The 20,500-nt window shown below is 68.6% G+C and carries 23 protein-coding genes and 1 tRNA gene; 12 read left to right on the top strand and 12 right to left on the bottom strand.

Going from position 1 to position 20,500, the window contains the following annotated elements; all coding sequences use genetic code 11:
• Window positions 1-73: 73 nt before the first annotated feature.
• Entirely contained in the window at window positions 74-2,149 is a 2,076-nt protein-coding gene (locus ACYCO6_RS05260) for a M3 family metallopeptidase (RefSeq protein WP_459769966.1), read from the bottom strand.
• A 157-nt stretch (window positions 2,150-2,306) separates the two neighbouring features.
• Between ACYCO6_RS05260 and ACYCO6_RS05255 the strand changes: the two genes are divergently transcribed.
• The 3 genes from ACYCO6_RS05255 to ACYCO6_RS05245 all read left to right on the top strand — a co-directional run bounded on the left by ACYCO6_RS05255 (window position 2,307) and on the right by ACYCO6_RS05245 (window position 5,087).
• Window positions 2,307-3,221 (top strand): extensin family protein, encoded by a 915-nt coding sequence (locus ACYCO6_RS05255; protein WP_459769964.1) that lies wholly within the window; start codon window positions 2,307-2,309, stop codon window positions 3,219-3,221.
• Window positions 3,222-3,296: 75 nt separating this feature from the next.
• On the top strand, window positions 3,297-4,436 hold the full coding sequence (locus ACYCO6_RS05250; RefSeq protein WP_459769962.1) for a L,D-transpeptidase family protein: 1,140 nt from the start codon (window positions 3,297-3,299) through the stop codon (window positions 4,434-4,436).
• A gap of 261 nt (window positions 4,437-4,697) precedes the next feature.
• Window positions 4,698-5,087, top strand: a complete 390-nt coding sequence (locus ACYCO6_RS05245; RefSeq protein WP_459769960.1) for a response regulator — start codon at window positions 4,698-4,700, stop codon at window positions 5,085-5,087.
• 9 nt (window positions 5,088-5,096) lie between these two features.
• Here ACYCO6_RS05245 and ACYCO6_RS05240 read toward each other — a convergent pair whose 3' ends face one another.
• Both ACYCO6_RS05240 and rsmI read right to left on the bottom strand, forming a co-directional pair.
• The gene (locus ACYCO6_RS05240; RefSeq protein WP_459769959.1) at window positions 5,097-5,486 is read right to left on the bottom strand and encodes a YraN family protein; all 390 of its coding nucleotides are present in this window, start codon (window positions 5,484-5,486) and stop codon (window positions 5,097-5,099) included.
• Complete coding sequence (gene rsmI / locus ACYCO6_RS05235) at window positions 5,483-6,457, bottom strand: 16S rRNA (cytidine(1402)-2'-O)-methyltransferase (RefSeq protein WP_459769958.1); 975 nt, start codon at window positions 6,455-6,457, stop codon at window positions 5,483-5,485. The genes ACYCO6_RS05240 and rsmI overlap by 4 nt, the downstream gene beginning before the upstream one ends.
• Before the next feature lie 136 nt (window positions 6,458-6,593).
• Here rsmI and ACYCO6_RS05230 point away from each other — a divergent pair, with 136 nt between their 5' ends.
• The gene (locus ACYCO6_RS05230; RefSeq protein WP_459769956.1) at window positions 6,594-7,859 is read left to right on the top strand and encodes a penicillin-binding protein activator; all 1,266 of its coding nucleotides are present in this window, start codon (window positions 6,594-6,596) and stop codon (window positions 7,857-7,859) included.
• On the opposite strand, the gene hemW is transcribed toward ACYCO6_RS05230, so the two are convergent.
• From hemW to rph, 3 genes are read right to left on the bottom strand one after another with little or no spacing between them, the layout of a single operon-like run.
• Complete coding sequence (gene hemW / locus ACYCO6_RS05225; RefSeq protein ID WP_459773443.1) at window positions 7,860-9,035, bottom strand: radical SAM family heme chaperone HemW; 1,176 nt, start codon at window positions 9,033-9,035, stop codon at window positions 7,860-7,862.
• A gap of 38 nt (window positions 9,036-9,073) precedes the next feature.
• On the bottom strand, window positions 9,074-9,688 hold the full coding sequence (rdgB, locus tag ACYCO6_RS05220) for an RdgB/HAM1 family non-canonical purine NTP pyrophosphatase (RefSeq protein WP_459773442.1): 615 nt from the start codon (window positions 9,686-9,688) through the stop codon (window positions 9,074-9,076).
• A gap of 11 nt (window positions 9,689-9,699) precedes the next feature.
• The gene (gene rph, locus ACYCO6_RS05215) at window positions 9,700-10,413 is read right to left on the bottom strand and encodes a ribonuclease PH (RefSeq protein ID WP_459769955.1); all 714 of its coding nucleotides are present in this window, start codon (window positions 10,411-10,413) and stop codon (window positions 9,700-9,702) included.
• Window positions 10,414-10,580: 167 nt separating this feature from the next.
• Here rph and hrcA point away from each other — a divergent pair, with 167 nt between their 5' ends.
• The gene (hrcA, locus tag ACYCO6_RS05210) at window positions 10,581-11,636 is read left to right on the top strand and encodes a heat-inducible transcriptional repressor HrcA (RefSeq protein WP_459773440.1); all 1,056 of its coding nucleotides are present in this window, start codon (window positions 10,581-10,583) and stop codon (window positions 11,634-11,636) included.
• 58 nt (window positions 11,637-11,694) lie between these two features.
• Here the strand turns inward: hrcA and ACYCO6_RS05205 are convergent, their stop codons facing one another.
• Window positions 11,695-11,952, bottom strand: coding sequence for a DUF1236 domain-containing protein (locus ACYCO6_RS05205; protein WP_459769952.1), 258 nt, complete (start codon window positions 11,950-11,952; stop codon window positions 11,695-11,697).
• The gene (locus ACYCO6_RS05200) at window positions 11,949-12,407 is read right to left on the bottom strand and encodes a hypothetical protein (protein ID WP_459769950.1); all 459 of its coding nucleotides are present in this window, start codon (window positions 12,405-12,407) and stop codon (window positions 11,949-11,951) included. Before ACYCO6_RS05200 ends, ACYCO6_RS05205 begins: the two co-directional genes overlap by 4 nt.
• A gap of 335 nt (window positions 12,408-12,742) precedes the next feature.
• Between ACYCO6_RS05200 and ACYCO6_RS05195 the strand changes: the two genes are divergently transcribed.
• The 3 genes from ACYCO6_RS05195 (at window position 12,743) to ACYCO6_RS05185 (ending at window position 15,703) form a co-directional block, all read left to right on the top strand.
• On the top strand, window positions 12,743-14,104 hold the full coding sequence (locus ACYCO6_RS05195) for an MFS family transporter (protein WP_459769948.1): 1,362 nt from the start codon (window positions 12,743-12,745) through the stop codon (window positions 14,102-14,104).
• An 83-nt stretch (window positions 14,105-14,187) separates the two neighbouring features.
• Window positions 14,188-15,366, top strand: a complete 1,179-nt coding sequence (locus tag ACYCO6_RS05190; RefSeq protein ID WP_459769945.1) for an alpha/beta hydrolase — start codon at window positions 14,188-14,190, stop codon at window positions 15,364-15,366.
• Between the two features lie 55 nt (window positions 15,367-15,421).
• Window positions 15,422-15,703, top strand: a complete 282-nt coding sequence (locus ACYCO6_RS05185; RefSeq protein WP_459769943.1) for a DUF2312 domain-containing protein — start codon at window positions 15,422-15,424, stop codon at window positions 15,701-15,703.
• A gap of 40 nt (window positions 15,704-15,743) precedes the next feature.
• Here ACYCO6_RS05185 and ACYCO6_RS05180 read toward each other — a convergent pair whose 3' ends face one another.
• Window positions 15,744-16,733: a phosphoribosylaminoimidazolesuccinocarboxamide synthase gene (locus tag ACYCO6_RS05180; RefSeq protein ID WP_459769941.1), complete on the bottom strand. Its 990-nt coding sequence runs from the start codon at window positions 16,731-16,733 to the stop codon at window positions 15,744-15,746.
• A 326-nt stretch (window positions 16,734-17,059) separates the two neighbouring features.
• On the opposite strand from ACYCO6_RS05180, the gene ACYCO6_RS05175 reads away from it, so the two are divergent.
• From ACYCO6_RS05175 to ACYCO6_RS05160, 4 genes are all read left to right on the top strand, one after another.
• Complete coding sequence (locus ACYCO6_RS05175) at window positions 17,060-17,812, top strand: Crp/Fnr family transcriptional regulator (protein WP_459769939.1); 753 nt, start codon at window positions 17,060-17,062, stop codon at window positions 17,810-17,812.
• Between the two features lie 153 nt (window positions 17,813-17,965).
• The gene (locus ACYCO6_RS05170; RefSeq protein WP_459769938.1) at window positions 17,966-18,265 is read left to right on the top strand and encodes a hypothetical protein; all 300 of its coding nucleotides are present in this window, start codon (window positions 17,966-17,968) and stop codon (window positions 18,263-18,265) included.
• Window positions 18,241-18,435: a YetF domain-containing protein gene (locus ACYCO6_RS05165; RefSeq protein WP_459769936.1), complete on the top strand. Its 195-nt coding sequence runs from the start codon at window positions 18,241-18,243 to the stop codon at window positions 18,433-18,435. The genes ACYCO6_RS05170 and ACYCO6_RS05165 overlap by 25 nt, the downstream gene beginning before the upstream one ends.
• Window positions 18,436-18,558: 123 nt before the next feature.
• Entirely contained in the window at window positions 18,559-19,044 is a 486-nt protein-coding gene (locus ACYCO6_RS05160; protein ID WP_459769934.1) for a DUF421 domain-containing protein, read from the top strand.
• 177 nt (window positions 19,045-19,221) lie between these two features.
• Here ACYCO6_RS05160 and ACYCO6_RS05155 read toward each other — a convergent pair.
• The 3 genes from ACYCO6_RS05155 to ACYCO6_RS05145 form a co-directional block, all read right to left on the bottom strand.
• Window positions 19,222-19,297 (bottom strand) — tRNA-Phe (locus ACYCO6_RS05155).
• 105 nt (window positions 19,298-19,402) lie between these two features.
• A complete protein-coding gene (locus ACYCO6_RS05150) occupies window positions 19,403-19,585 on the bottom strand; it encodes a DNA gyrase inhibitor YacG (protein ID WP_459769932.1) in 183 nt (60 codons plus the stop codon).
• On the bottom strand, window positions 19,582-20,235 hold the full coding sequence (locus ACYCO6_RS05145; protein WP_459769930.1) for a Maf-like protein: 654 nt from the start codon (window positions 20,233-20,235) through the stop codon (window positions 19,582-19,584). Before ACYCO6_RS05145 ends, ACYCO6_RS05150 begins: the two co-directional genes overlap by 4 nt.
• Window positions 20,236-20,500 lie beyond the last annotated feature (265 nt).

Raw genomic sequence — 20,500 nt, 5'->3', positions numbered from 1 at the left:
CCGCAAGCAGGATGTCGCTGCAAGCGTTCGTTAAGGACGTTTGTTTACGAAAACCTTACCGCCGGCTCGTGGTTCACGCCGCCAACCCGCGCTTCTTCAATAGAGGTTCGATGCTCGGCATCCGTCCGCGGAAGGCCGTGTAGGCCTCGCGCGGGTCGCGCAGGTTTCCGGCGCCGTACACGAAGGTTCGCAGACGCTGTGCCGTCTCCGGATCGAAGATATCGCCGGCCTCGCGGAAGGCGTCGAAGGCATCGGCATCGAGGACCTCCGACCAGAGATAGCTGTAGTAGCCCGCCGCATAACCGTCGCCCGAGAAGATGTGGGCGAAATGGGGAGACCGGTGCCGCATGCTGATCTCGGCCGGCATGCTGATCCGCCGCAGAGCCTCGGCCTCGAAGGCCGGCACGTCGAGCCCGGCTTCACCCTCGGACGAGAGATGCAGCGTCATGTCGACGATCGCCGAGGCCGTATATTCTACGGTGGCGAAGCCCTGGTTGAAGGTCCGCGCCGCGAGGAGCTTCTGCAGCAGCGCATCGGGCATCGGCTCGCCGGTCCGGTGGTGCCGCGCGTGCGTCCGCAGCACCTCCGGCTGTTCCAGCCAGTGCTCGTAGAGCTGCGAGGGCAGCTCTACGAAGTCGCGCGACACCGCAGTGCCCGAGAGCAGCGGATAGGTGACGTCCGACAGGAGCCCGTGGAGGGCGTGACCGAACTCGTGGAAAAGCGTGCGCGCATCGTCAAAGGACAGGAGCGTGCTCTCGCCCGGAGGCGCCTTGGCGAAGTTCATCACATTGACGATGATCGGCGTGATCGGCCCGTTCAGGCGTTCCTGAGAGCGAAAGGCGCTCATCCAGGCCCCAGAGCGTTTTGACGCGCGCGCGAAGTAGTCGCCCAGAAACAGGCCGACCTCGGAACCGTCCGGGTTGCCGACCCGCCAGACGCGCACGTCCGGGTGGTAGCGCGGAACATCGGCCAGTTCCTCGAAGGTCAGGCCGAACAGGCGCGAGGCCGTGTCGAAGGCAGCCTGGATCATCCGCTCCAAGGGCAGGTAGGCCTTGATCTCGCTCTCATCGAGGTCGTGCTCGGCGCGCCGGAGCTTCTCGGCGTAGTGGCGCCAATCATGAGCCTGAAGCGCGAAGTTGTGGCCCTCGGCCTGGACCATCCCCTGGAGGCGATCGCGCTCGTCGCCGGCCCGTGCTCGGGCCGGAGTCCAGACATCGCGCAGGAGCGCCGTCGCGGCGTCGGGGCTCGCTGCCATCGTGTCGTCGAGGGCGAAATGCGCGAAGCTCTGGAAGCCGAGAAGCCGCGCCCGCTCGGCGCGCAGCCTGACGATCTCCGCGATGATCTCTCTGTTGTCCGTCTCGCCCCCGTTCTCTCCGCGCCGCGTCCAGGCCGCATAGGCGCGCTCGCGCAGATCCCGGCGGGTGGAGAAGACCAGGAACGGCTCGATCAGCGAGCGGGACAACGTGATGACGTGTCCTTCGAGGCCGCGCTCCTTGGCCGCGCTCTCGGCAGCGGCGCGCAGGAACGGCGGCAGGCCCGCCAGATCCTCCTCGCCCTGGAGCGGCAGCACGAAGCTGCTCTCGTCGGCGAGCAAATTTTGGCTGAACCGGGTGCCGAGCTCCGACATGCGTGCAGCGATCTCAGCGACGCGCGCCTTGTCCTCCGGTCCGAACTCGGCCCCGGCCCGACGGAACCGGATGCGGTAGCGGTCGAGGACGCGGCGCTCCTCCGGACCCAGACCCTCGGCTTCCGCGTCAACGGCCGAGATGCGCGCCCATAGTTGCGGGTTGAGATAGATCGCGCTCCCGTGCCGGGCGAGTTTCGGACCGATGGCCCGCTCGATCGCCTGAAGGTCAGAGTTCGTGTGGCTGCCGGTCAGGTTGTAGAAGACGCTGGCGACCCGTTCGAGAGCGAGGCCGGCCCGCTCCATCGCCGCTACCGTGTTGGCGAATGTCGCGGGTTCCGGCTCTGTCGCGATGGCATGGATCTCGGCATCGTGGGCCGCGAGCGCTGCCGCGAAGGCCGGCATGTAGTGTTCCGGAAGGATGCGCTCGAAGGGCGGGAGACCGTACGGCGTCGTCCAGTGCGCCTCGCGGAAGGGATTGTCCTGCGGCAGGCTCGGGAGCCCGGCATCGGCTGCGTCCGGCATTCGGTCCTCGATAGGCTTACGGTCCGACAGCGACATGGGGGTCGCGGCCGCGGTTCGGAAGACAGTGGCCCGCTCAGCGTCTCCGTCAACCGGGTTTGAGCGATCCGAACGGCGTTCCGTTCGTTACTACCGGCCAACGCCCACGCTTCGAGGCCCCATGCCGGGACGAACCATCTCCATCCACCGACCGATGATGCGCCTGGTGCGCGGCGTTCTCGCCCTCGGCCTCGCCCTGATTCTTGCCGCGCCGGGTCGGGCCGCCGAGTCACCCGCCGGCACCCCGGTTCCTCCGCCTCTGCCGCCTGAGCGGCCGGGCGCGCTGAAGCCGCCCCCTGCGGTCGAGTCCGCTCCTCCGACGCCACCGGCCAGGCCGCCCGAACTGACGCCCAAGGGCAAAAATTCGGCTCACGACCCCGTCACGGAGAAGCCGACTGAGGCTGCCAAGCCAGAGATTCCGTCGCCGCCGCCGGCGCCGCCTGGACGGCCGCCGGAGCTGTCCGGCGCGGCCGCCCTGGCCCTCAAAGTCGCCCCCCCGGACGATACCGCCTGTCGGACACGCCTCAAGCGGCTGGGGGTCGATTTCGAGCCGATGACCCCGATCGCCGAGGGCCAGTGCACCGCGCCCTTGCCCCTCAAGATCACCAAACTCGCCGACGGTGTCGCGCTGCCGCAGGGCGCGACGCTGACCTGCCGCGCGGCCGAGGCCCTGGCGCGCTGGGTCACGGAGGTGCAGGTGGAGGCCGACCGGACGCTCAAGCACGGGCTTACCGGACTCGAACTCGGCGGCACCTACATCTGCCGCGGGCAGAACCACGATATCGACGCCAAGCTGAGCGAGCACGCCTTTGCCAATGCGGCCGATGTGATGGGGTTCACCTTCGCCGGACGCGCGAGCATACCGGTCAAGGCGATGCCGGAGGGATCCGAAGAGGCTCAGTTCCTCGGTGCCGTGCGCGGCAAGGCCTGCGAGTTCTTCCGCACCGTCCTGGGTCCTGGCACGAACGCGGCCCACGCCAATCACTTTCATCTCGACGAGCGCGAGCGCAACGCCGGGCATCGCCTTTGTGAATAGCGCATGATGGAACGTTCCGGCCCGCTCAACACTTGAGCGACGGGAGCGCGCACGCTCCCGGAGACGACGACGTCGATGATTCCGACACGCTGGCGGCCGGTTTGCGCGGCGATTCTGGCAAGCTGCATTGCCGCACAGGGAGCGGATGCCCGGCCGGTTAAGGCGCACGCAAAGGACGCCGCTCAGGAGAGCACGAAGCCGTCCGCGCTGACCGCAGAGGCGATCAATGCGGCCACCCTGGGTCCGGGTGACGCCGACAGCTCCGATCAGAAGCGGTCCCACCGGAAGAAGCACGGCGCCAAGTCGCGCAAGGGCGGGAAGACGGGCGAGAAGCCGGACCCGCTCATCGTGAAGGCGCAGGTGCTGCTGGACCGCGCGCATTTCTACCCCGGCGCGATCGACGGCCGGAAGGGCGACAACTACCAGGGGGCCCTGTCGGCCTTCGCGGTGGCACAGGGCCTTCCCGCCACCCGAGACCTGACTCCGGAGGTCTGGGACAAACTTCAGGCCACCAGCGATAAGCCTGTCGTGACCGACTACACGATCACCGACGCTGATGCCTCTGGTCCCTACGTCGACAAGATCCCGCCCAAGATGGAGGAGCAGGCCGACCTGAAGACGCTGGGCTACACCAATCCCCGAGAGATGCTGGCCGAGCGCTTCCACATGAGCCGCGATCTCATCAGCGCCCTGAACCCCGGCAAGCCCCTCGACAAGGCCGGCACGTCCATCGCGGTGGCGGCGGTCGATCCCATGAGTCTGGATAAGCCCAAGGGCAAAGAACTCGCGCAGGAGCCGAAGGTCGAGCGCATCGAGGTCGACAAAAGCAGCCGGGACGTGCGCGCCTTCGGAGCGGACGGGAAGTTGCTGGCCTATTACCCCGCCTCGATCGGCAGCGCCGAGAAGCCGGCCCCGAGCGGCGACACCAAGGTGAAGGGCGTCGCCTTCGACCCGGACTACACATACGATCCGAAATATGCGTTCAAGGGCGTGGAAGCGCAGCAAAAGTTTACGATCCACCCGGGCCCGAACAACCCCGTCGGGCTCGTCTGGATCGATCTCGCCATTCCGAGCTACGGGATTCACGGCACGCCGGAGCCCGAGAAGGTCGGCAAGACCGAGTCTCACGGCTGCATTCGCCTGACCAACTGGAACGCGCGCGACCTCGCAACGCACGTCAAACGCGGCGCCAAGGTCAGCTTCAAGGACGATTGAGAGGCCGCCCCCAGCGGCCGCGAGCGATGCTCAACCCCGGCGGGTTGAAAATATGTATCATCGGTTAACATACCGGTCGCCATCGGCGGCGGAACGGCCGGGGAACGCTTGACACGTTGCGCATTACGGGCGACGCCACGGGCTATCTCACGGGCCGCCCGTCGAGGCTGCGTCGGCGTTTCCGACTGCGGCTCGCGAGGCGAGACCAATCGCACGGCAAGATCCCCGGCGACGGGGCGTACGAAGGGAAGACGGCCCGGCGTGACTGCTGACCCTAACGATGACGTTCTGAACGGCGTCCGCGTGCTCGTCGTCGAGGACGAGGCCGCAATCTCGATGTTGCTCGAGGATATGCTCCTGGATTTCGGCTGCGCCGTCGTCGGTCCGGCCGCGCGTCTCTCGACCGCGCTTGAGATGGCCTCGCAGGAAGCCTTCGAGGTCGCCATCCTCGACGTGAACGTGGCGGGTGAGCCGATCTACCCGGTCGCCGAGGCCATCGCGAAGCGCGACCTGCCGCTGGTCTTCTCCACCGGCTACGGCGGGGCAGGCATCCGCGAGCCGTTCCGGGACAGGCCGGTCGTGCAGAAGCCGTTCAGCCAAGCCGATCTCAAGCGCACGCTGATCGGGGCGATCCGCGCAGCTCGCGACTGAGCCGTCCCGTCACAAGCCTTCGATGGGGAAGGCGTCGGGAAGGTGGGCCGGCCACTGGCGCATCCCGACGAACACGGCATCCGCGCGGAAGGTCATCCCAGCGCACCACGCGTTGTGGCCGATCCATGCCCGCACAGCCCGGGAGAAGCGACGACGTTTGGTGGCGTCGATGGCTTCCCGGGCATCGTCGCGCCTGACACGCGCCTTCACCTCGACGAACGCGATCGTGTTCCAGCGCTGCACGATCAGGTCGATCTCGCCGCCCGCGAAGCTGACGCGCCGTCCGATCGGCCAGTAGCCCTTGAGCATCAGCGATGCGAGGGCCAGCCATTCGGCCCGGTGACCCCTGAGATAGGCGGCACGGCGCCGGACGGACTGATCGGGCAGCAACCCCGTCATCCCTCGCCCTCGCGGGCGAGCGCGAGCGCCCGGGTATAGACCAATCGGCGCGGCTGGCCGGTCTCATCGGCCACGAGGCTCGCGGCGTCCTTGATCGAGTGGCGCTCGAGGGCGGTCCTGAGCAGCGCATCGAGCGCTGGGTCTCCTTCGGCGGTTCGCTCTGGAGCCGTGGCCGCGCCGATGATGACGACGATCTCACCCTTCGGCGGCCCATCCTGCGCGAAACGCTCGCTCAGGGAGCCGAGGGTATCGCGCCGTACGGTCTCATAGAGTTTGGTCAACTCCCGGGTCACCGCGGCGGGCCGGTCCGGCCCTAACACCGCGGCTGCGTCGGCCAGCATTTCCGGGAGCCGGTGGGGCGACTCGAACAGCACCAGCGTTCCGGGCACCTGGACCAGTGCTTCGAGCCGGTTCCGCCGGGCACCCGCCTTCTGAGGCAGGAATCCCTCGAAGAAGAACCGGTCGGTCGGCAACCCAGCCGCGACCAGCGCCGTCATCACGGCGGACGGTCCCGGGACCGGGGTGATCGCGATCCCCGCCTCGATGGCAGCCTGAACGAGCTTGTAGCCCGGATCCGACACCAGCGGCGTTCCGGCATCGGAGACGAGTGCCAGCGCCTCGCCGGCGCGCAGACGGGCGACCATCCGCTCGCGCACGGTATCGTTGGAATGTTCGTGATAGGCTAGCAGCGGTGTCGTGATGCCGTAATGGGCGAGCAGCGTCCGGGTGACCCGGGTATCCTCGGCCAGGATGGCATCCGCAGCCGCCAGGGTCGCCAGGGCGCGGATCGTGATATCCCGCAGGTTGCCGATGGGCGTCGCCACGATGTGCAAGCCCGGCGCCAGTGGCTCGGCCTCGCTCGCCAGGCCGAAAGCCGTGAAGGTGTTGGTCCGCAGGCGGTCCATGCCGGGCTTCTGGGACGGGGCTCTGGCCGAGGCAGCGGGCCCCGAGGAGTCGAATCGGCGGGTCATCGCCGACGATCTTGCCACACTGGGCGCCTGTCGTCGCGCCGAGCCTTCACGGCCAGGGGGCAAGTCTTCGTCCGCGCGTTTACATTTCTCCAGCCGGCGGTCAGGCTGCCGGAACCTGCCCGAAGGAGCCCGCGCCATGGCGCGTCCGATAGGCGCGCGGGGCCGTCTCGTGCGCGTTACCGCCCTGACCGCCGCCCTGTGCACCACGCTGCTGTCTCTCGGCGGCTGCATCGGCATCGACGCTGGCCGACGCAGATCCGCCCCGGAGGCCGAGTTGGCGCCGCCCGCGGACGTGCCGCAGGCGGCGGGGGCGCCTGCCCCTGCCCCGATCACGCCGGCAGCGGCCAGCGGCCAGCGGATCGGCTCCGGTTCCGTCAAGGTCGCTCTCGTCCTACCCCTTAACGGACAAGGCGCGGCAGTCGGGAGCGCGATGCGCAACGCGGCACAGCTCGCCTACGACGAGGCGCAGCAGCCGGATCTGACGATCCTTGTCGAGGACGACCGGGGCAGCCCGGACGGCGCCCGGGACGCGACCCAGGACGCCCTGCGGCAGGGCGCCGAGATCGTGCTCGGGCCAGTCTTCGCGGCGAGCGTGCAGGCCGCAGCGAGCGTGGCGCGGACGACGGGCAAGCCGGTGATCGGCTTCTCGACGGATGCGACCGTGGCGGCGCGCGGCGTCTACCTCCTCAGCTTCCTGCCGCAGCCGGAGGTCGACCGGATCGTCGCCGAGTCCGTGGTCGGCGGCAAACGGTCGTTCGCGGCGCTGATCCCAGAGACCGCCTACGGCAACGCCGTCGAGGCGGAATTTCGGGAAGCCGTGGCCCGCAAGGGCGCGCGGGTCGCGGCCGTGGAGCGCTACGCCCCGGGCGCCCCAGGTCCGGCCGTGGAGCGGCTGGCACGCGTCATCACCGGCCCCGGCGCGACGGCCGACGCGCTTTTCATCCCGGAAACCGCCGAAGCCATGCCGACCGTCGCGGCAGCCCTGACCCGGGCCGGCTTCTCGCCCGCGCGGGTGCGCCCCATCGGGACGGCGCTGTGGAACGAGCCGGCGCTGTTCGCGCTGCCGGCGCTGCAGGGCGGCCATTTTGCCTCGTCGGACCGGAGCGGCTTCTCGAACTTTACCGGACGCTATCAGGCGCGGTTCGGCGCCGTTCCACCGCGCGTCGCCTCCCTCGCCTACGACGCGGTGATGCTCACCGCGGCGCTGTCGCGCCAGTACGGTTCGCAACGCTTTGCGGAGACAACCCTGACGAGCGGATCGGGCTTCGCCGGGATCGACGGCACCTTCCGATTCCGCCCGGACGGGCAGAGCGAGCGCGCGCTGGCGGTCTACGAGATCCGCAACAACGCCGCCACCTTGGTGAGTCCGGCGCCGCGCGTCTTGGCCAAGCCGGCGATCTGATCAGGCCGCGAGTTCGGCCACCACGGCGTTGAGCACAGGCGCGCCCCGCGCCGTGGCGGCGATCCGGCCCCCAGGCAGCGGCTCCAGCAAGCCATCGCCCACCAGCATGCCGATGCGGTTGCCGTTCAGAGGGCGGCCCTTCAGAGCGGCGTAGCGCGCCGGATCTATGCCCTCGGCGAGCCGCAGGCCCATCATCAGGAACTCGTCGGCCTGATCGGCGGGGGACAAGCTCTCGGTCTCCACGATGCCGTGGCCGTCGCGTTCGACCCGGGCGCGCCAGGCCTCCGGCGAGCGCTCCGTGACGGTGCCGATCCGGCCCTCGTTCGTGACGAGCCGTCCATGGGCGCCGGGGCCGATGCCGGCATATTCGCCGTAGCGCCAGTAGAGCAGGTTGTGGCGCGATTCCGCGCCCGGCCGGGCATGGTTGGAGATCTCGTAGGCCGGCAGCCCCGCGCGCGCGCAGAGATCCTGGGTCACGTCGTAGAGGGCCCGACCGGTCTCGTCGTCCGGCGTCACCAGCTTGCCGGAGGCGGCGAGGCCGTGGAACGGCGTCCCGGGCTCGATGGTGAGCTGGTAGAGGGAGAGGTGCTCGGCGGCCAGCGCCAGTGCCTCGCCCAGCTCGGCCCGCCACATCGCGGGGGTCTGGCCCGGCCGGGCATAGATCAGGTCGAAGGAGGTGCGCGCGTAGACGGATTGCGCGACACGGATCGCGTCCAGCGCCTGCGCGACGTCGTGGAGCCGGCCGAGCGTCCTCAGGGACGCGTCGTCGAGCGCCTGCACGCCCAGCGATACACGGTTGACCCCGGCGGCGCGGTAGCCGTGGAAGCGGCCGGCCTCAACGCTTGACGGGTTGGCCTCAAGGGTAATCTCCGCATCCGGTGCCACCGCCCAATGGGACGCCACGGCGTCGAGCAGGCCCGCGACCGTCGCGGGCTGCATCAGCGACGGCGTCCCGCCGCCGAGAAAGATGCTGGTGACCGTGCGGCCCGGGGTGCGCGCGGCGTTGTGGCCGATCTCGGCCCGGAAGGCATCGAGGAAGCGCGGCTCATCCACGCCCGCGTGCCGGACGTGGCTGTTGAAGTCGCAATAGGGGCACTTCGCCGCGCAGAAGGGCCAGTGCAGGTAGATCCCGAAACCCGCATCGCGGGTCGGATGGTCCGGGCCGTTCGAGGTCATGATGGCCGGGATGTGAGCGCGGGTGCCCGGTTTGGCAATCAGGAACGGGCCGCGAGGCAAGCGCGGCTGAGGTCCACGAAGGCCTGGGCGCGGTGCGACAATCCCTGCCCCCGCTGCCAGTCGACGCCGTGCTTCTCCTCGGCGGTCATCTCGCCGAAGGTGCGCTCGTGGCCGTCTGGCCGGAAGATCGGGTCGTAGCCGAAGCCGGCCGAGCCGCGCGGCTCCACGAGATCGCCGAAGACCCGGCCCTCGAACAGCTCCGTGTGTCCGTCCGGCCAGGCAAGCACCAGCGCCGAGACGAAATGCGCCCGGCGGCTCTCGGCGCCGCGCCGGTTCAGCTCGGAGAAGATCCGCGCCATGGCGCCGGAGAAATCCTTGTTGGGTCCCGCCCAGCGGGCCGAGAAGATGCCCGGCGCGCCGTCCAGCGCGTCCACGCACAAGCCGGAATCGTCGGCGAAGGCCGGAAGCCCGGTAGCCCCGGCGGCGGCCTTCGCCTTGAGGGCGGCATTCTCAGCGAACATGGTTCCGGTTTCCTCGGGCTCGGGCAGCCCGAGTTCGCCGGCCGAAACCGCCTCGACGCCGAAGGGTGCTAGCAGCTCGCGCATCTCCACGAGCTTGCCGGAATTGTGGGTGGCGATCACCACCTTGCCCATCAGCCTGCGGCTCACGCGATCGCCTCCTTCTGCAGGGCGACCAGCCGGTCCGTTCCGGCGCGGGCGAGCTGCAGCAATTCGAGGAGCTGCGCCTCCGAGAACGGCTCCATCTCGGCAGTGCCCTGCACCTCGACGATTCCGCCCCGGCCGGTGAGCACGAAGTTCGCGTCGGTTTCGGCCGCAGAATCCTCGGCGTAGTCGAGGTCGAGCACCGGGCTGCCCATGTATAGGCCGCAGGAGACCGCCGCGACGTGATCGCGCAGCGGGTCGACCGAGATGATCGAGCGCGCTCGCATCCAGGCGAAGCAATCGTGCAGCGCCACCCAGGCGCCGGTGATCGCGGCGGTCCGCGTGCCACCGTCGGCCTGGATCACGTCACAATCGACCGTGATCTGGCGCTCGCCCATGGCGGGCAGGTTAGTGACGGCCCGGAGAGACCGGCCAATCAGGCGCTGGATCTCCTGCGTACGCCCGGACGGCTTGCCGGAACCGACCTCGCGCCGGGTGCGTTCGTGCGTCGCACGCGGCAGCATGGCGTACTCGGCCGTGACCCAGCCCTTGCCCGAACCGCGTAGCCACGGAGGACCTCGCTCCTCCAGCGAGGCGGTGCAGAGCACGCGGGTGTTGCCGAAGCTGACGAGGCATGAGCCTTCGGCGTAGCGCGATACCGCGCGCTCCAGGCTGACGGGCCGCAACTCGTCGGCGGCACGCTTGGAAGGCCGCATCGCGGGCCCCTTCTGGTGAGAGAACAGAGGGCCGGGCTCTTAGGCCGCCGCGCCACCGCGGGCAAGCATCGCCGTACGGATTGATCCGGGCGGGGCGGGCGGACATGATCGGACGACAGGATGATCGCGTGACAGACCCGAACCCCCGATTTCTGAACGACCCACCGATGCAGGCTCTAGCCGCACTCAACGAGCGTGCTCGCGAGATCTTCCGGCAGATCGTCGAGAGCTATCTCACGACGGGCGAGCCGGTCGGATCACGCAACCTGGCGCGGATCCTCCCGATGACGCTGTCGCCTGCGTCGATCCGCAACGTGATGGCCGACCTGGAGCATTCCGGCCTGATCTTCGCGCCCCATACCTCGGCCGGCCGCCTGCCGACGGAGCTCGGCCTACGATTCTTCGTCGACGCGATGCTCGAACTCGGCGACGTCAGCCAAGACGAGCAGAACCGGATCGAGGCGCAGATGCGGGCCGCGGCCTCGGGTCACACGTTCGAATCGGCGCTGGCCGAAGCCTCGACCATGCTGTCGGGCGTCTCGCGCGGAGCCGGGGTGGTGCTGACTACCAAGGCCAATGTGAACCTCAAGCACATTGAGTTCGTTCGCCTCGACCCGGCTCGGGCCCTCGTCATCCTGGTCTCGGATGACGGCTCCGTGGAGAACCGGCTCGTAGAGCTGCCCCCGGGGCTGCCGGCGGGCGCGCTGCAGGAGGCCACGAACTTCCTCAACGCCCGGCTCCAGGGCCGCACCCTCGGATCGCTGCGCGCCGAGATCGAGGCCGGGCGCAAGGCGATGAAGCGCGAGCTCGATGCACTGACCGAGCGCCTGGTGGATGCCGGGCTCGCCACCTCGGTCGGTCCTACGGAGGCGCGTCAGCTGATCGTGCGCGGGCAGGCCAACCTGCTCGACGACCTGCGCGCCGCCGAGGATCTCGAACGCATCCGCCTGCTGTTCAACGACCTTGAGACGCAAAAGGACGTGATCGACCTGCTGGCTCGTGCCGAGGGCGGCGAGGGCGTGCGGATCTTCATCGGCTCGGAGAACAAGCTGTTCTCGCTCTCGGGCTCGTCGCTGATCGCGGCGCCGTTCCGGGATGGGTCTCAGAAGATCGTCGGCGTCGTCGGCGTCATCGGCCCGACCCGGCTGAACTACGCCCGCATCGTGCCGATGGTCGACTACACGGCCCGCGTCGTCTCCAAGCTCCTCGACGGTGGACGATGAGGCCGCGCCGGGCAGGAAAGACCCCGCCCGGTGCCCGTGACTCGAACCGCCGGACCGGTCAGGCCGGGATCACGTCCACGATTTCGTAGGTGTCGGGATCGACGATCACGATATCGTCGCGAACCAGGATGAACTCGTAGCCCTCGTAGGCCGGCACGAGCGTGATGATCGCCGGCGGTAGCCGGTGCAGGGTGACCGAGCGCGGGATCGCGGTACCCACCGTCACAGCGAAGGAAACATCGCGGACCGGCGAGACCCCCAGATGCGTGATCGAGCTGCGGAACTCGGTGCGCTGCCGGGTATCGAGTCGGCTCACCGCGCCGCGTGCCGAGCCGCCGTGGTGGGCACCTTCTCGCCCACCCCGTTCACCTGCCGCCCCCTTTTCACCGCCACGGCCTGGACCGGCTGCATCGTGGTTCCCGCGTTCACCGGCTGGACCGGCGTCGCGGCCGCCCTTTTCGGCTCCGCCCCGTTTCTCTTTCTCTCCTGCACCCGTCTTCTCTCCTGCACCCGTCCGATCGCCGGCGCCGTTGCGATCGCCGCTGGCACCCCCGGCTCGGCCGGGGCCTTCGGCTCCGCGCTGCGGGGCTCCGCCGGGCTCTGCGCCGCGCGCTCCACCCTCGGCGCCCCCTCCGGGTCCGCGCACGCCACCGCCTTCGGCTCCGCCTCGCGCGCCGCCTCCGGCCCCCCCCGAACCGGCGCCACCAGCGGCGGGACCGGCTCCACCGCCTGTAGCACTGCCGCCGGCGGCGCCCCCTGCTGCGCCGCCACCAGCTCCGCCGCCAGGACCGCCCTGGGCGAAGGCCGTCGCCGCGCCGGCGACGACGATCACGGCCGCAACCGTGTACCTCAGAATCCGCTTCATGGCCTCTCCTTCTGCCGATGTCGGAGCGCCCTCGACGCCCGCGTGGGCTCGCAACGGAGCCCCGGGCGAAACCGTTCCGCAGCGCCCACGGCGGAAGGTGCGCACCGGATGACACTTGCGGACGCTGTGCGCCTCTTGAGGCCGATCACGGACTTGCGATCACGGCCATCACCTGTAACGTCGCTTCACACGAAGAAGAGACCGGCTGTTGCCGGCCGATAGAGTGATCGACGGAGACGCCATGTCCGCCTCGAGAGACGATACGATCGGTATCGCACCGGGCGCCCACGATGCTGCCGACCGGAAGCGCCGTATCTGGGCCATCGTCGGGTCGTCCTCGGGCAACCTCGTCGAATGGTACGACTTCTACTGCTACGCCTTCTTTGCCCTCTACTTCGCGCCGGCCTTCTTCCCGAAGGGCGATTCCACGAGTCAGCTCCTTCAGACCGCCGGCATCTTCGCGGTGGGCTTCTTCATGCGGCCGATCGGCGGCTGGCTGTTCGGCCGCATCGCCGACCGGGTCGGGCGCCGGACCTCGATGGTCATCTCGGTCCTGATGATGTGCTTCGGCTCGCTGCTGATCGGCGTCTTGCCGACCTACGAGCATGTCGGAACCCTGGCGCCGGTGCTGCTGCTCCTCGCACGCATGCTGCAGGGGCTGTCGGTCGGCGGCGAATACGGCACCTCGGCGACCTACATGAGCGAGGTGGCGATCAAGGGTCGACGCGGCTTCTTCGCCTCATTCCAGTATGTCACGCTGATCGGCGGCCAGCTCCTCGCTTCGCTGGTCCTCGTCCTGCTCCAGACGGTAATGACCGGCCCGGAACTCACGGCGTGGGGCTGGCGCATTCCGTTCTTCATCGGCGCCGGCTTGGCCGTCGTGGCACTGTACCTCCGGCGCTCGCTCGCGGAGACCAAGGACAGCAGCGACAAGGAAACGGCCGGCACGTTCGCCGAGCTGTTCAAGCACTGGCGGGCATTCTGCGTCGTGGTGGCCTACACGGCCGGCGGCTCCCTGAGCTTCTACACCTTCACGACCTACATGCAGAAATACCTCGTCAACACCGCCGGGATGCCGAAGACCTCGGCCTCGCAGGTGATGACCGTGGTGCTGTTCGTCTACATGGCGATCCAGCCGATTTTCGGCGCGCTGTCCGATAAGATCGGCCGCAAGGCCAACATGCTGCTCTACAGCGGCCTCGGCACGCTCATGGTCGTGCCGCTGATGACCGCGCTCGGCACCAACAAGGACCCCTACCTTGCCTTCGCGCTGATCACGCTGGGGCTTGCTGTGGTGTCGTTCTACACAGGCATCAGCGGCATCGTGAAAGCGGAGCTCTTCCCCACCAACGTCCGCGCCCTCGGGGTCGGCCTGTCCTACGCGGTGGCCAACGCCACTTTCGGTGGCACCGCCGAGTTCGTGGCCCTGTGGTTCAAGGACAACGGCATGGAGAGCACGTTCTTCTGGTACGTGACCGTGCTGATGGCGATCGCCTTCGTGGCCTCACTGATCATGCCGAACCCCAAGGTGCACGGCTATCTGGACGGCGACGGCACCGTCGAGGAGGCACTCGGCAAGAAACCGCGCTTCGCCCACGCCTGATCGGGCAGGCCGGCTGGACCGGTGCGGGTTTTCCCGCTGATATGCCTCCCGCCGGACGCGCCAGACGTCCGCGGGAGGACACCATGCTCAAGATCGCTGCCGCGGGCGCCCTGACCGCGCTTTGTCTCGCGGCCGGGTCGCCGGCCCGAGCGGCCGACGCCGGGCCGTTCAAGCCGAGGCAGACCAACGGCTACTTCTTCGTCGGCGGCCACTATGAGACCGCCAAGGGGAAGACCACTGCCGCCGGGCAGATGTTCGTGGAATATCGCGCCCCCGAGCGGATCACGCAGCCTTATCCCATCGTCCTTGTGCACGGCACCGCACAGACGGGGACCAACTTCCTCGGGACGCCCGACGGACGGCCGGGCTGGGCGGATCGCTTCGCCGCGAAGGGCTTCGCCGTCTACGTCGTCGATCAGGTCGGGCGGGGGCGTTCGGGCGGGGACCCGGAAAGCTACGGCCCCTATGCCCGGCTCCCGGTCGAGGATCTCGAGACGGTGTTCACCGGGCAGGAGCGCTCCGCACTCTACCCGCAGGCCAAGCTGCACACGCAGTGGCCGGGCGGCCCGGGCGTGCGCGGTAACGCCGCCTTCGACCAGTTCTACCTCTCCCAGGTGCCCTACATCGCGAGCGCCCTGAAGAGCGAGGAGTTGGTCGATCCGGCGCTGATCGCGTTGCTCGAGAAGATCGGGCCCGCCATCCTTCTGACGCACTCGCAGGCCGGCGTGTTCGGCTGGGCGGTATCGGACCAGCGGCCCGACCTCGTGAAGGCGCATGTTGCCGTGGAGCCGAACGGGCCGACCTTCTATGATATCCGATTTAAGGGCGGCGCCGACTGGTACGAGCGCGTGGGCGAGGCGCGGGCGCGGCCCTACGGCATCACGCGGGTGCCACTCCATTTCGAGCCGCCAGTGAGCGGGCCAGCCGACCTCACGGTAGTCCAGGCGGAGAGTGCAGCCGGGCCGGAGCGGATCCGGTGCTGGCTGCAAGCAGAGCCTGCCCGCACTCTGCCGAACCTCGCCAAGGTACCGGCCGTGATCGTGACCGGCGAAGCCTCGTTCCGCGCCACGATGGACGACTGTACCGCTTCCTTTCTCGCGCAGGCGGGTGCCAAGCCGGACCGTCTGGCGCTGGCGGAGCACGACATTCACGGCAACGGTCACATGATGATGCTGGAATCGAACAGCAATCAGGTGGCCGATGCCATCATCGCGTGGATCGAGACCCGGACCCGCAAACAGCCCGAGAAAGCCAGTCCTTAACCTGCCGCTTACCCTACCCCGGCGAGGGTGCCCCCGTCATCCGACGAGGGAATGCATGACCGACATGACCGACACCGTGGGCGTCGCGGGCGACCGCATCCGCTCGATCATCGAGCGCATCGAGCGGCTTGAGGAGGAGATCAAGGACCTCATGGAGGCCAAAAAGGAGATCTTCGCCGAGGCCAAGGGCGAGGGTCTGGACGTGAAGGTGCTCAAGGAGATCCTGAAGATCCGCAAGCAGGATAAGGACGAGCGCGACGAGCAGGAGACGCTGCTCGACGTGTACCTGCGCGCCATGGAGGCGCCCTCTCCGGCCGCGATCGCCGAAGCCGCCTGAGACGGGATACGGGGCGGCGCTCTACGCGCCGCCCCTCCCCTCAGTGACGCGGATCGATCCCGAGATAGGCGGCGATGTTACGCCGGATGCGGGCGAGCGGATCCTCGGCCGGATCCGGGAGCACGAAGCGCGCGCCCGTGATCGTCTCGTAGGCACGGATGTAGACCGCGGCCGTCTCTAGAACGACCTCGGCAGGGATCTCGGGGATCGGGTCCTTGTACGGGTCGCAGCGGGCCACGACCCAGTTGCGCACGAAATCCTTGTCGAAGCTCTCCGGCGCCGACCCCGCGGCGAAGCGCTCGGGGTAGCTCTGGGCGAACCAGTAGCGGCTGCTATCCGGCGTGTGGATCTCGTCGGCCAGGACGATGCGGCCCTCCGGATCAGTGCCGAATTCGTACTTCGTATCCGCCAAGATGAGCCCTCGCTCGGCCGCCAGCGCCTGACCGCGGGCGAACAGCGCCAGCGCCGCCTCGGATACCGTCCGCCACTGCTCCGGCGTCAGGAGCTCCTTCTCCAGGATCTCGCTCTCGGTCAGAGGCTCATCGTGGCCGCCGTCGAAGGCCTTGGTGGTGGGTGTGATCACCGCCTCCGGCAGGCGTTCGTTGGGCCGCATCCCGTCGGGGAAGCGGTGCCCGTACATCTCCCGCTCGCCCGCCCGGTAGCGCGTCAGGATCGACGTCGACGTGGTGCCCGCGAGGTAGCCTCGGACCACGATCTCCACCGGCAAGATGTCCAGGCGGCGACCGACCACGACGTTCGGGTCCGGATAGGCGAGCACGTGGTTCGGGCAGATGTCGGCCGTGCGCTCGAACCAGTAGCGTGCGGTCTGCGTCAGGACCTGCCCCTTGAACGGGATCGCGGCGAGCGCCCGGTCGAAGGCGCTGATCCGGTCGGAGGTGATGAGGATGCGGCGCCCGTCCGGCAGGTCGTAATTGTCCCGGACCTTGCCGCGGTAATGATTCGGCAACTCGGGCAGGGTCGCGTCGCGCAGGACTTGGTGCGCGTGCGGGGCGAGGTCTGCCGTGTTCATCGAGGCCTTCCGTCAGGCTGCGCGGCGATTCCGCCGCCGTGCCTGTGTGCGCGGACGAGACGGAGATTTCCAGTCCCGCCGCGGGCGCGCCGCCCATGCGACCGGCTCGCCGCAACGGATGATCGGCCGCCGCGCCACGGCCCTTGGGCGGCCGGCAGCCAGGCCGGCAGCAGGCCGACTCCCGAACGTTAACGGAGCGCCGGATGCGATCGCGGCCGCCGCGCCCTGGCCGGGTCCGGTCATGGGCGCTATCCTGAGGCATTGGACAGGGAAGTGGGCGCTGGTGGCGGCGAGGCCAAGCGGTCCCGCCGGGCGACCGAGGCGCGATGACCGGATCATTCCACCAGGCGAGCAGGCATCCATTCCTGCGCAAGATCGACAGCATCGCGCTCTTCAGGCCCTCTCAGGAGGAGCGGGCCGCTCTCCTGGCCATGCCGATGCAGATGGCGCAGATCGAGGCCTATCAGGACATCGTGCGGGAAGGCGATCGGCCGTCGCGGAGCTTCGCCCTGCTGGAAGGCGTGGCCTGCACGTACAAGACGACCCGGGCCGGCAAGCGGCAGGTCATGGGCTACCATGTGCCGGGCGATATGCCCGACTTTCAGAGCCTCTACCTGGAGGTCCTCGATATCAGCATTGCGACGGTCAGTCCGTGTCGCGTCGGGTTCGTGCCGCACGAGGCAGTGCGAACGCTCCTGCGTGCACATCCGCGGCTCAACGAAATCTTCTGGCGCGCGACGCTGATCGACGCCGCCATCGTGCGGGAGTGGATGCTCAACGCCGGGCGACGCGATGCCTTCGCCCGCATGGCCCATCTGTTCTGCGAGCTCGTGACGCGGCTGGGCGCGGTCGGGCTGGCCCCGGATCAATCCTGCGAATTACCCATGACGCAGCCCGAACTGGCGGATGCGCTGGGCATCACGCCGGTCCACGTCAACCGGACGATCCGGGATCTGAAAAGCGCTGGTCTGATCTCCCTGCGCAGCCGTCGCCTTACGGTCCTCGACTGGGAGGGCCTGAAGACCGCGGCGGAATTCGATCCGACCTATCTGCACCTGCGCGAACACGACGCCGCCTGAAGCCGCCCGGGCAGGAGGCGCCGCCCGCTGAGAACCGCAGCTGTTCGCTGCTCGCGCCGGGGACTTGAGCCGTCGATCTGCAGCCTTGCCGGTGCGGCATGACCTCTTGGGCGCTCCGGGGTTGCCGTCGTGGAAGACGGACGCGCGGAGCCGATGATCAGCGATCCCCAATCCACCGACATCGAAGTCGAGGCCAACCAGGGCTTCGAGGTCGCCTGGAATCGGGCTCAGGTCGTGCTCCAAGTGCTGATCGACCTTGTGGTCTGCGCCGGGATCATCGGAGCCGTTCTCGCCGCCTGCACGCTGGCTGGCCTGCACACCCTGTTGTCCCATGCCGAGCGGGCCTGGCCGGTCGTCGGCATGATCACCGAGGGAACCCCGTCGTGGTCTTCGCGAACGGCGATCGGGACCGGGTCGCGATGCGGCTCATGCGCGTCGATCCGCGGGACGTGATGGCCGAGATGCGCCAGCAGGGCATCTCGCGCCTCGACGACGTTGAGTCGGCCAGCGTCGAGCACAGCGGCGTCATCACCCTGGTGCCGAAACACCGCGGCGGCTCGTGCGTGATGCGAAATATGGGAAACCGGCTTTCCGAAAAACATCATGCGATCACAATGACCTAGCGCACCCCGCCAAGGTGATGGCCGGCCACGTGCGAGCGGGGTGTCAGATCAGAGGGTCCTGCGCCCTGTCGGAGGCGGCCGGGATCCGGTCAAAGCGGCTGCCGGCGCCGCGAGGAGGATCGCATGGAAATCGGTGAAGCCGTATTTGGCGCAACGGGCCATCTGGCGTGGTGGCAGGAATGCCTGCGGGCCCTCCTCATCTTCGGCTACGGCCTCGCCCTCGTTCGCGTAGCGGGACGGCGGGTCTTCGGCAAATGGGCTGCCCTGGACATCATTGTCTCGATCATCGTCGGCTCCAATCTGAGCCGCGCGATTACCGGCGGCGCCCCACTGGCCGGCACCCTGCTGGCCACGGCGCTCCTCACGGGGCTGCACTGGATCCTGGCGCACGGGGCCGCGCGGTTCAGGCCGGTCTCGCGCATCCTCGAAGGCAAGCCGATCGCCCTCGCCGCGGGCGGGACCCTTGATGCGACCAAGCTGCGCCGCGACGGGATCAGCACGGCCGACCTGAATGAGGCGTTGCGGAAAGTCAGCATCGAACAGGTGGAGCAGACCCGGCTGATCATGCTCGAGCCGAGCGGGAAGATCACCGTTCTGAAGGTACAGTGACCACGCCGGATCTGTTGTTGCGCGCACGAACTCTGCCGATCCCAGACCGGGCAGAACCGACCCAGAGACGCGCGCAGGCAGACCTGGGGCCCGTGCCCGTCAGCGGTTCAGCGCCACTGATGATTGACGCCGCGGATAGGAGAGGGATGTGTTCGGGTCAGACGCTCAGCGAGCGGATGGTGCCCAGGGGCGGAATCGAACCACCGACACTGCGATTTTCAGTCGCATGCTCTACCAACTGAGCTACCTGGGCGTTGCCCGCGCCGCTGTGGGCCTCGGACGCCGCGGGGTATAGTCAGTGCTTGGCGGCCTGTCCAGCCTCGCCGTGACATCGGCGTGAGGGAAATGCTGGAAAAATTCAGGCCTCCGGATTCGGCTCGCGCGGCGGCTCGTCGGATTCGATCTCCTCGGGGATGGCGTAGCGCTCGTTGAGCCAGCGCCCCAGGTCCGCGTCGGCACAGCGCTGCGAGCAGAACGGCCGGTACTCCGGCGCGGACGGCAGTCGGCAGATCGGGCAGTGCGGGCGGCGTTCCCGGCTCACGCCAAGCTGCCCCAGGCGGCCCGGACGGGGAAGCCCTCGCCGTCGAGCAGACCCATCGTCTCATAGAGCGGCAGCCCGACCACCGCACTGTAAGAGCCGACGAGCTTCACCACGAAGGCGCCCGCCAACCCCTGTATGGCGTAACCGCCCGCCTTTCCGCGCCATTCCCCAGAGGCCACGTAGCCCTGGATGTCGCGACCCGAGAGCCGCTTGAACCGCACGCGAGTCTCCACGATCCGCTCCCGCCGTCCGCGCGGCGAGAGCACGCAGATCGCCGTGAACACCCGGTGCTGGCGCCCGGACAGGAGGCGCAGGCAATCCGCCGCCTCGTCTGGCACTTCGGCCTTGGGCAGGACGCGCCGGCCCACGGCGACAACCGTGTCTGCCGACAGCAGCCAAGTCGGAGTCTTGGTGTCCTCCAAGTGGAGCGCCGCCTCGGCGGTGGCGAGCTTGGTGCGGGCGAGGCGGCGGGCCAATTCCCGAGGCGGCTCGGCCTTGCGCGGAGTCTCGTCGATCTCGGCCGGCAACAACGCATCCGGCTCGATGCCGATCTGCTGCAAAAGCGCGAGACGACGTGGTGAGGCGGAGGCGAGCACGAGCCGCGCCGCCGGTCTCTGCGTCGTGCTGAGCGCTTCAGGTGTGGCGTCCATGGTGTTCCATTCGCACGTTCGGCCGAGAGCGACGCGGCTCCTGCGCACGGCATCCGCATCTTGCCGGGACAGCCTCGATCCGCCTGCCTGATAAGGGATGGGGTCGGGCTTGTGAACCGGATCAGACTTCGCCGGCGATGTCGACGGGCGGTCTCAAAATCGAAATTCTCCGAAAATCAGACGGGTAAATTTACGGGGTGCGGCATGTTGCTCGACGATGTTCAATCTCGATCGAGAACAAACTTGAGTCCCGATCGACCTGCAC

The sequence above is a fragment of the Methylobacterium sp. CM6257 genome, from assembly GCF_054611515.1.
The sequence above is the reverse complement of the archived record's forward strand: the minus strand, read 5'-3'. Positions and strand labels throughout refer to the sequence as shown.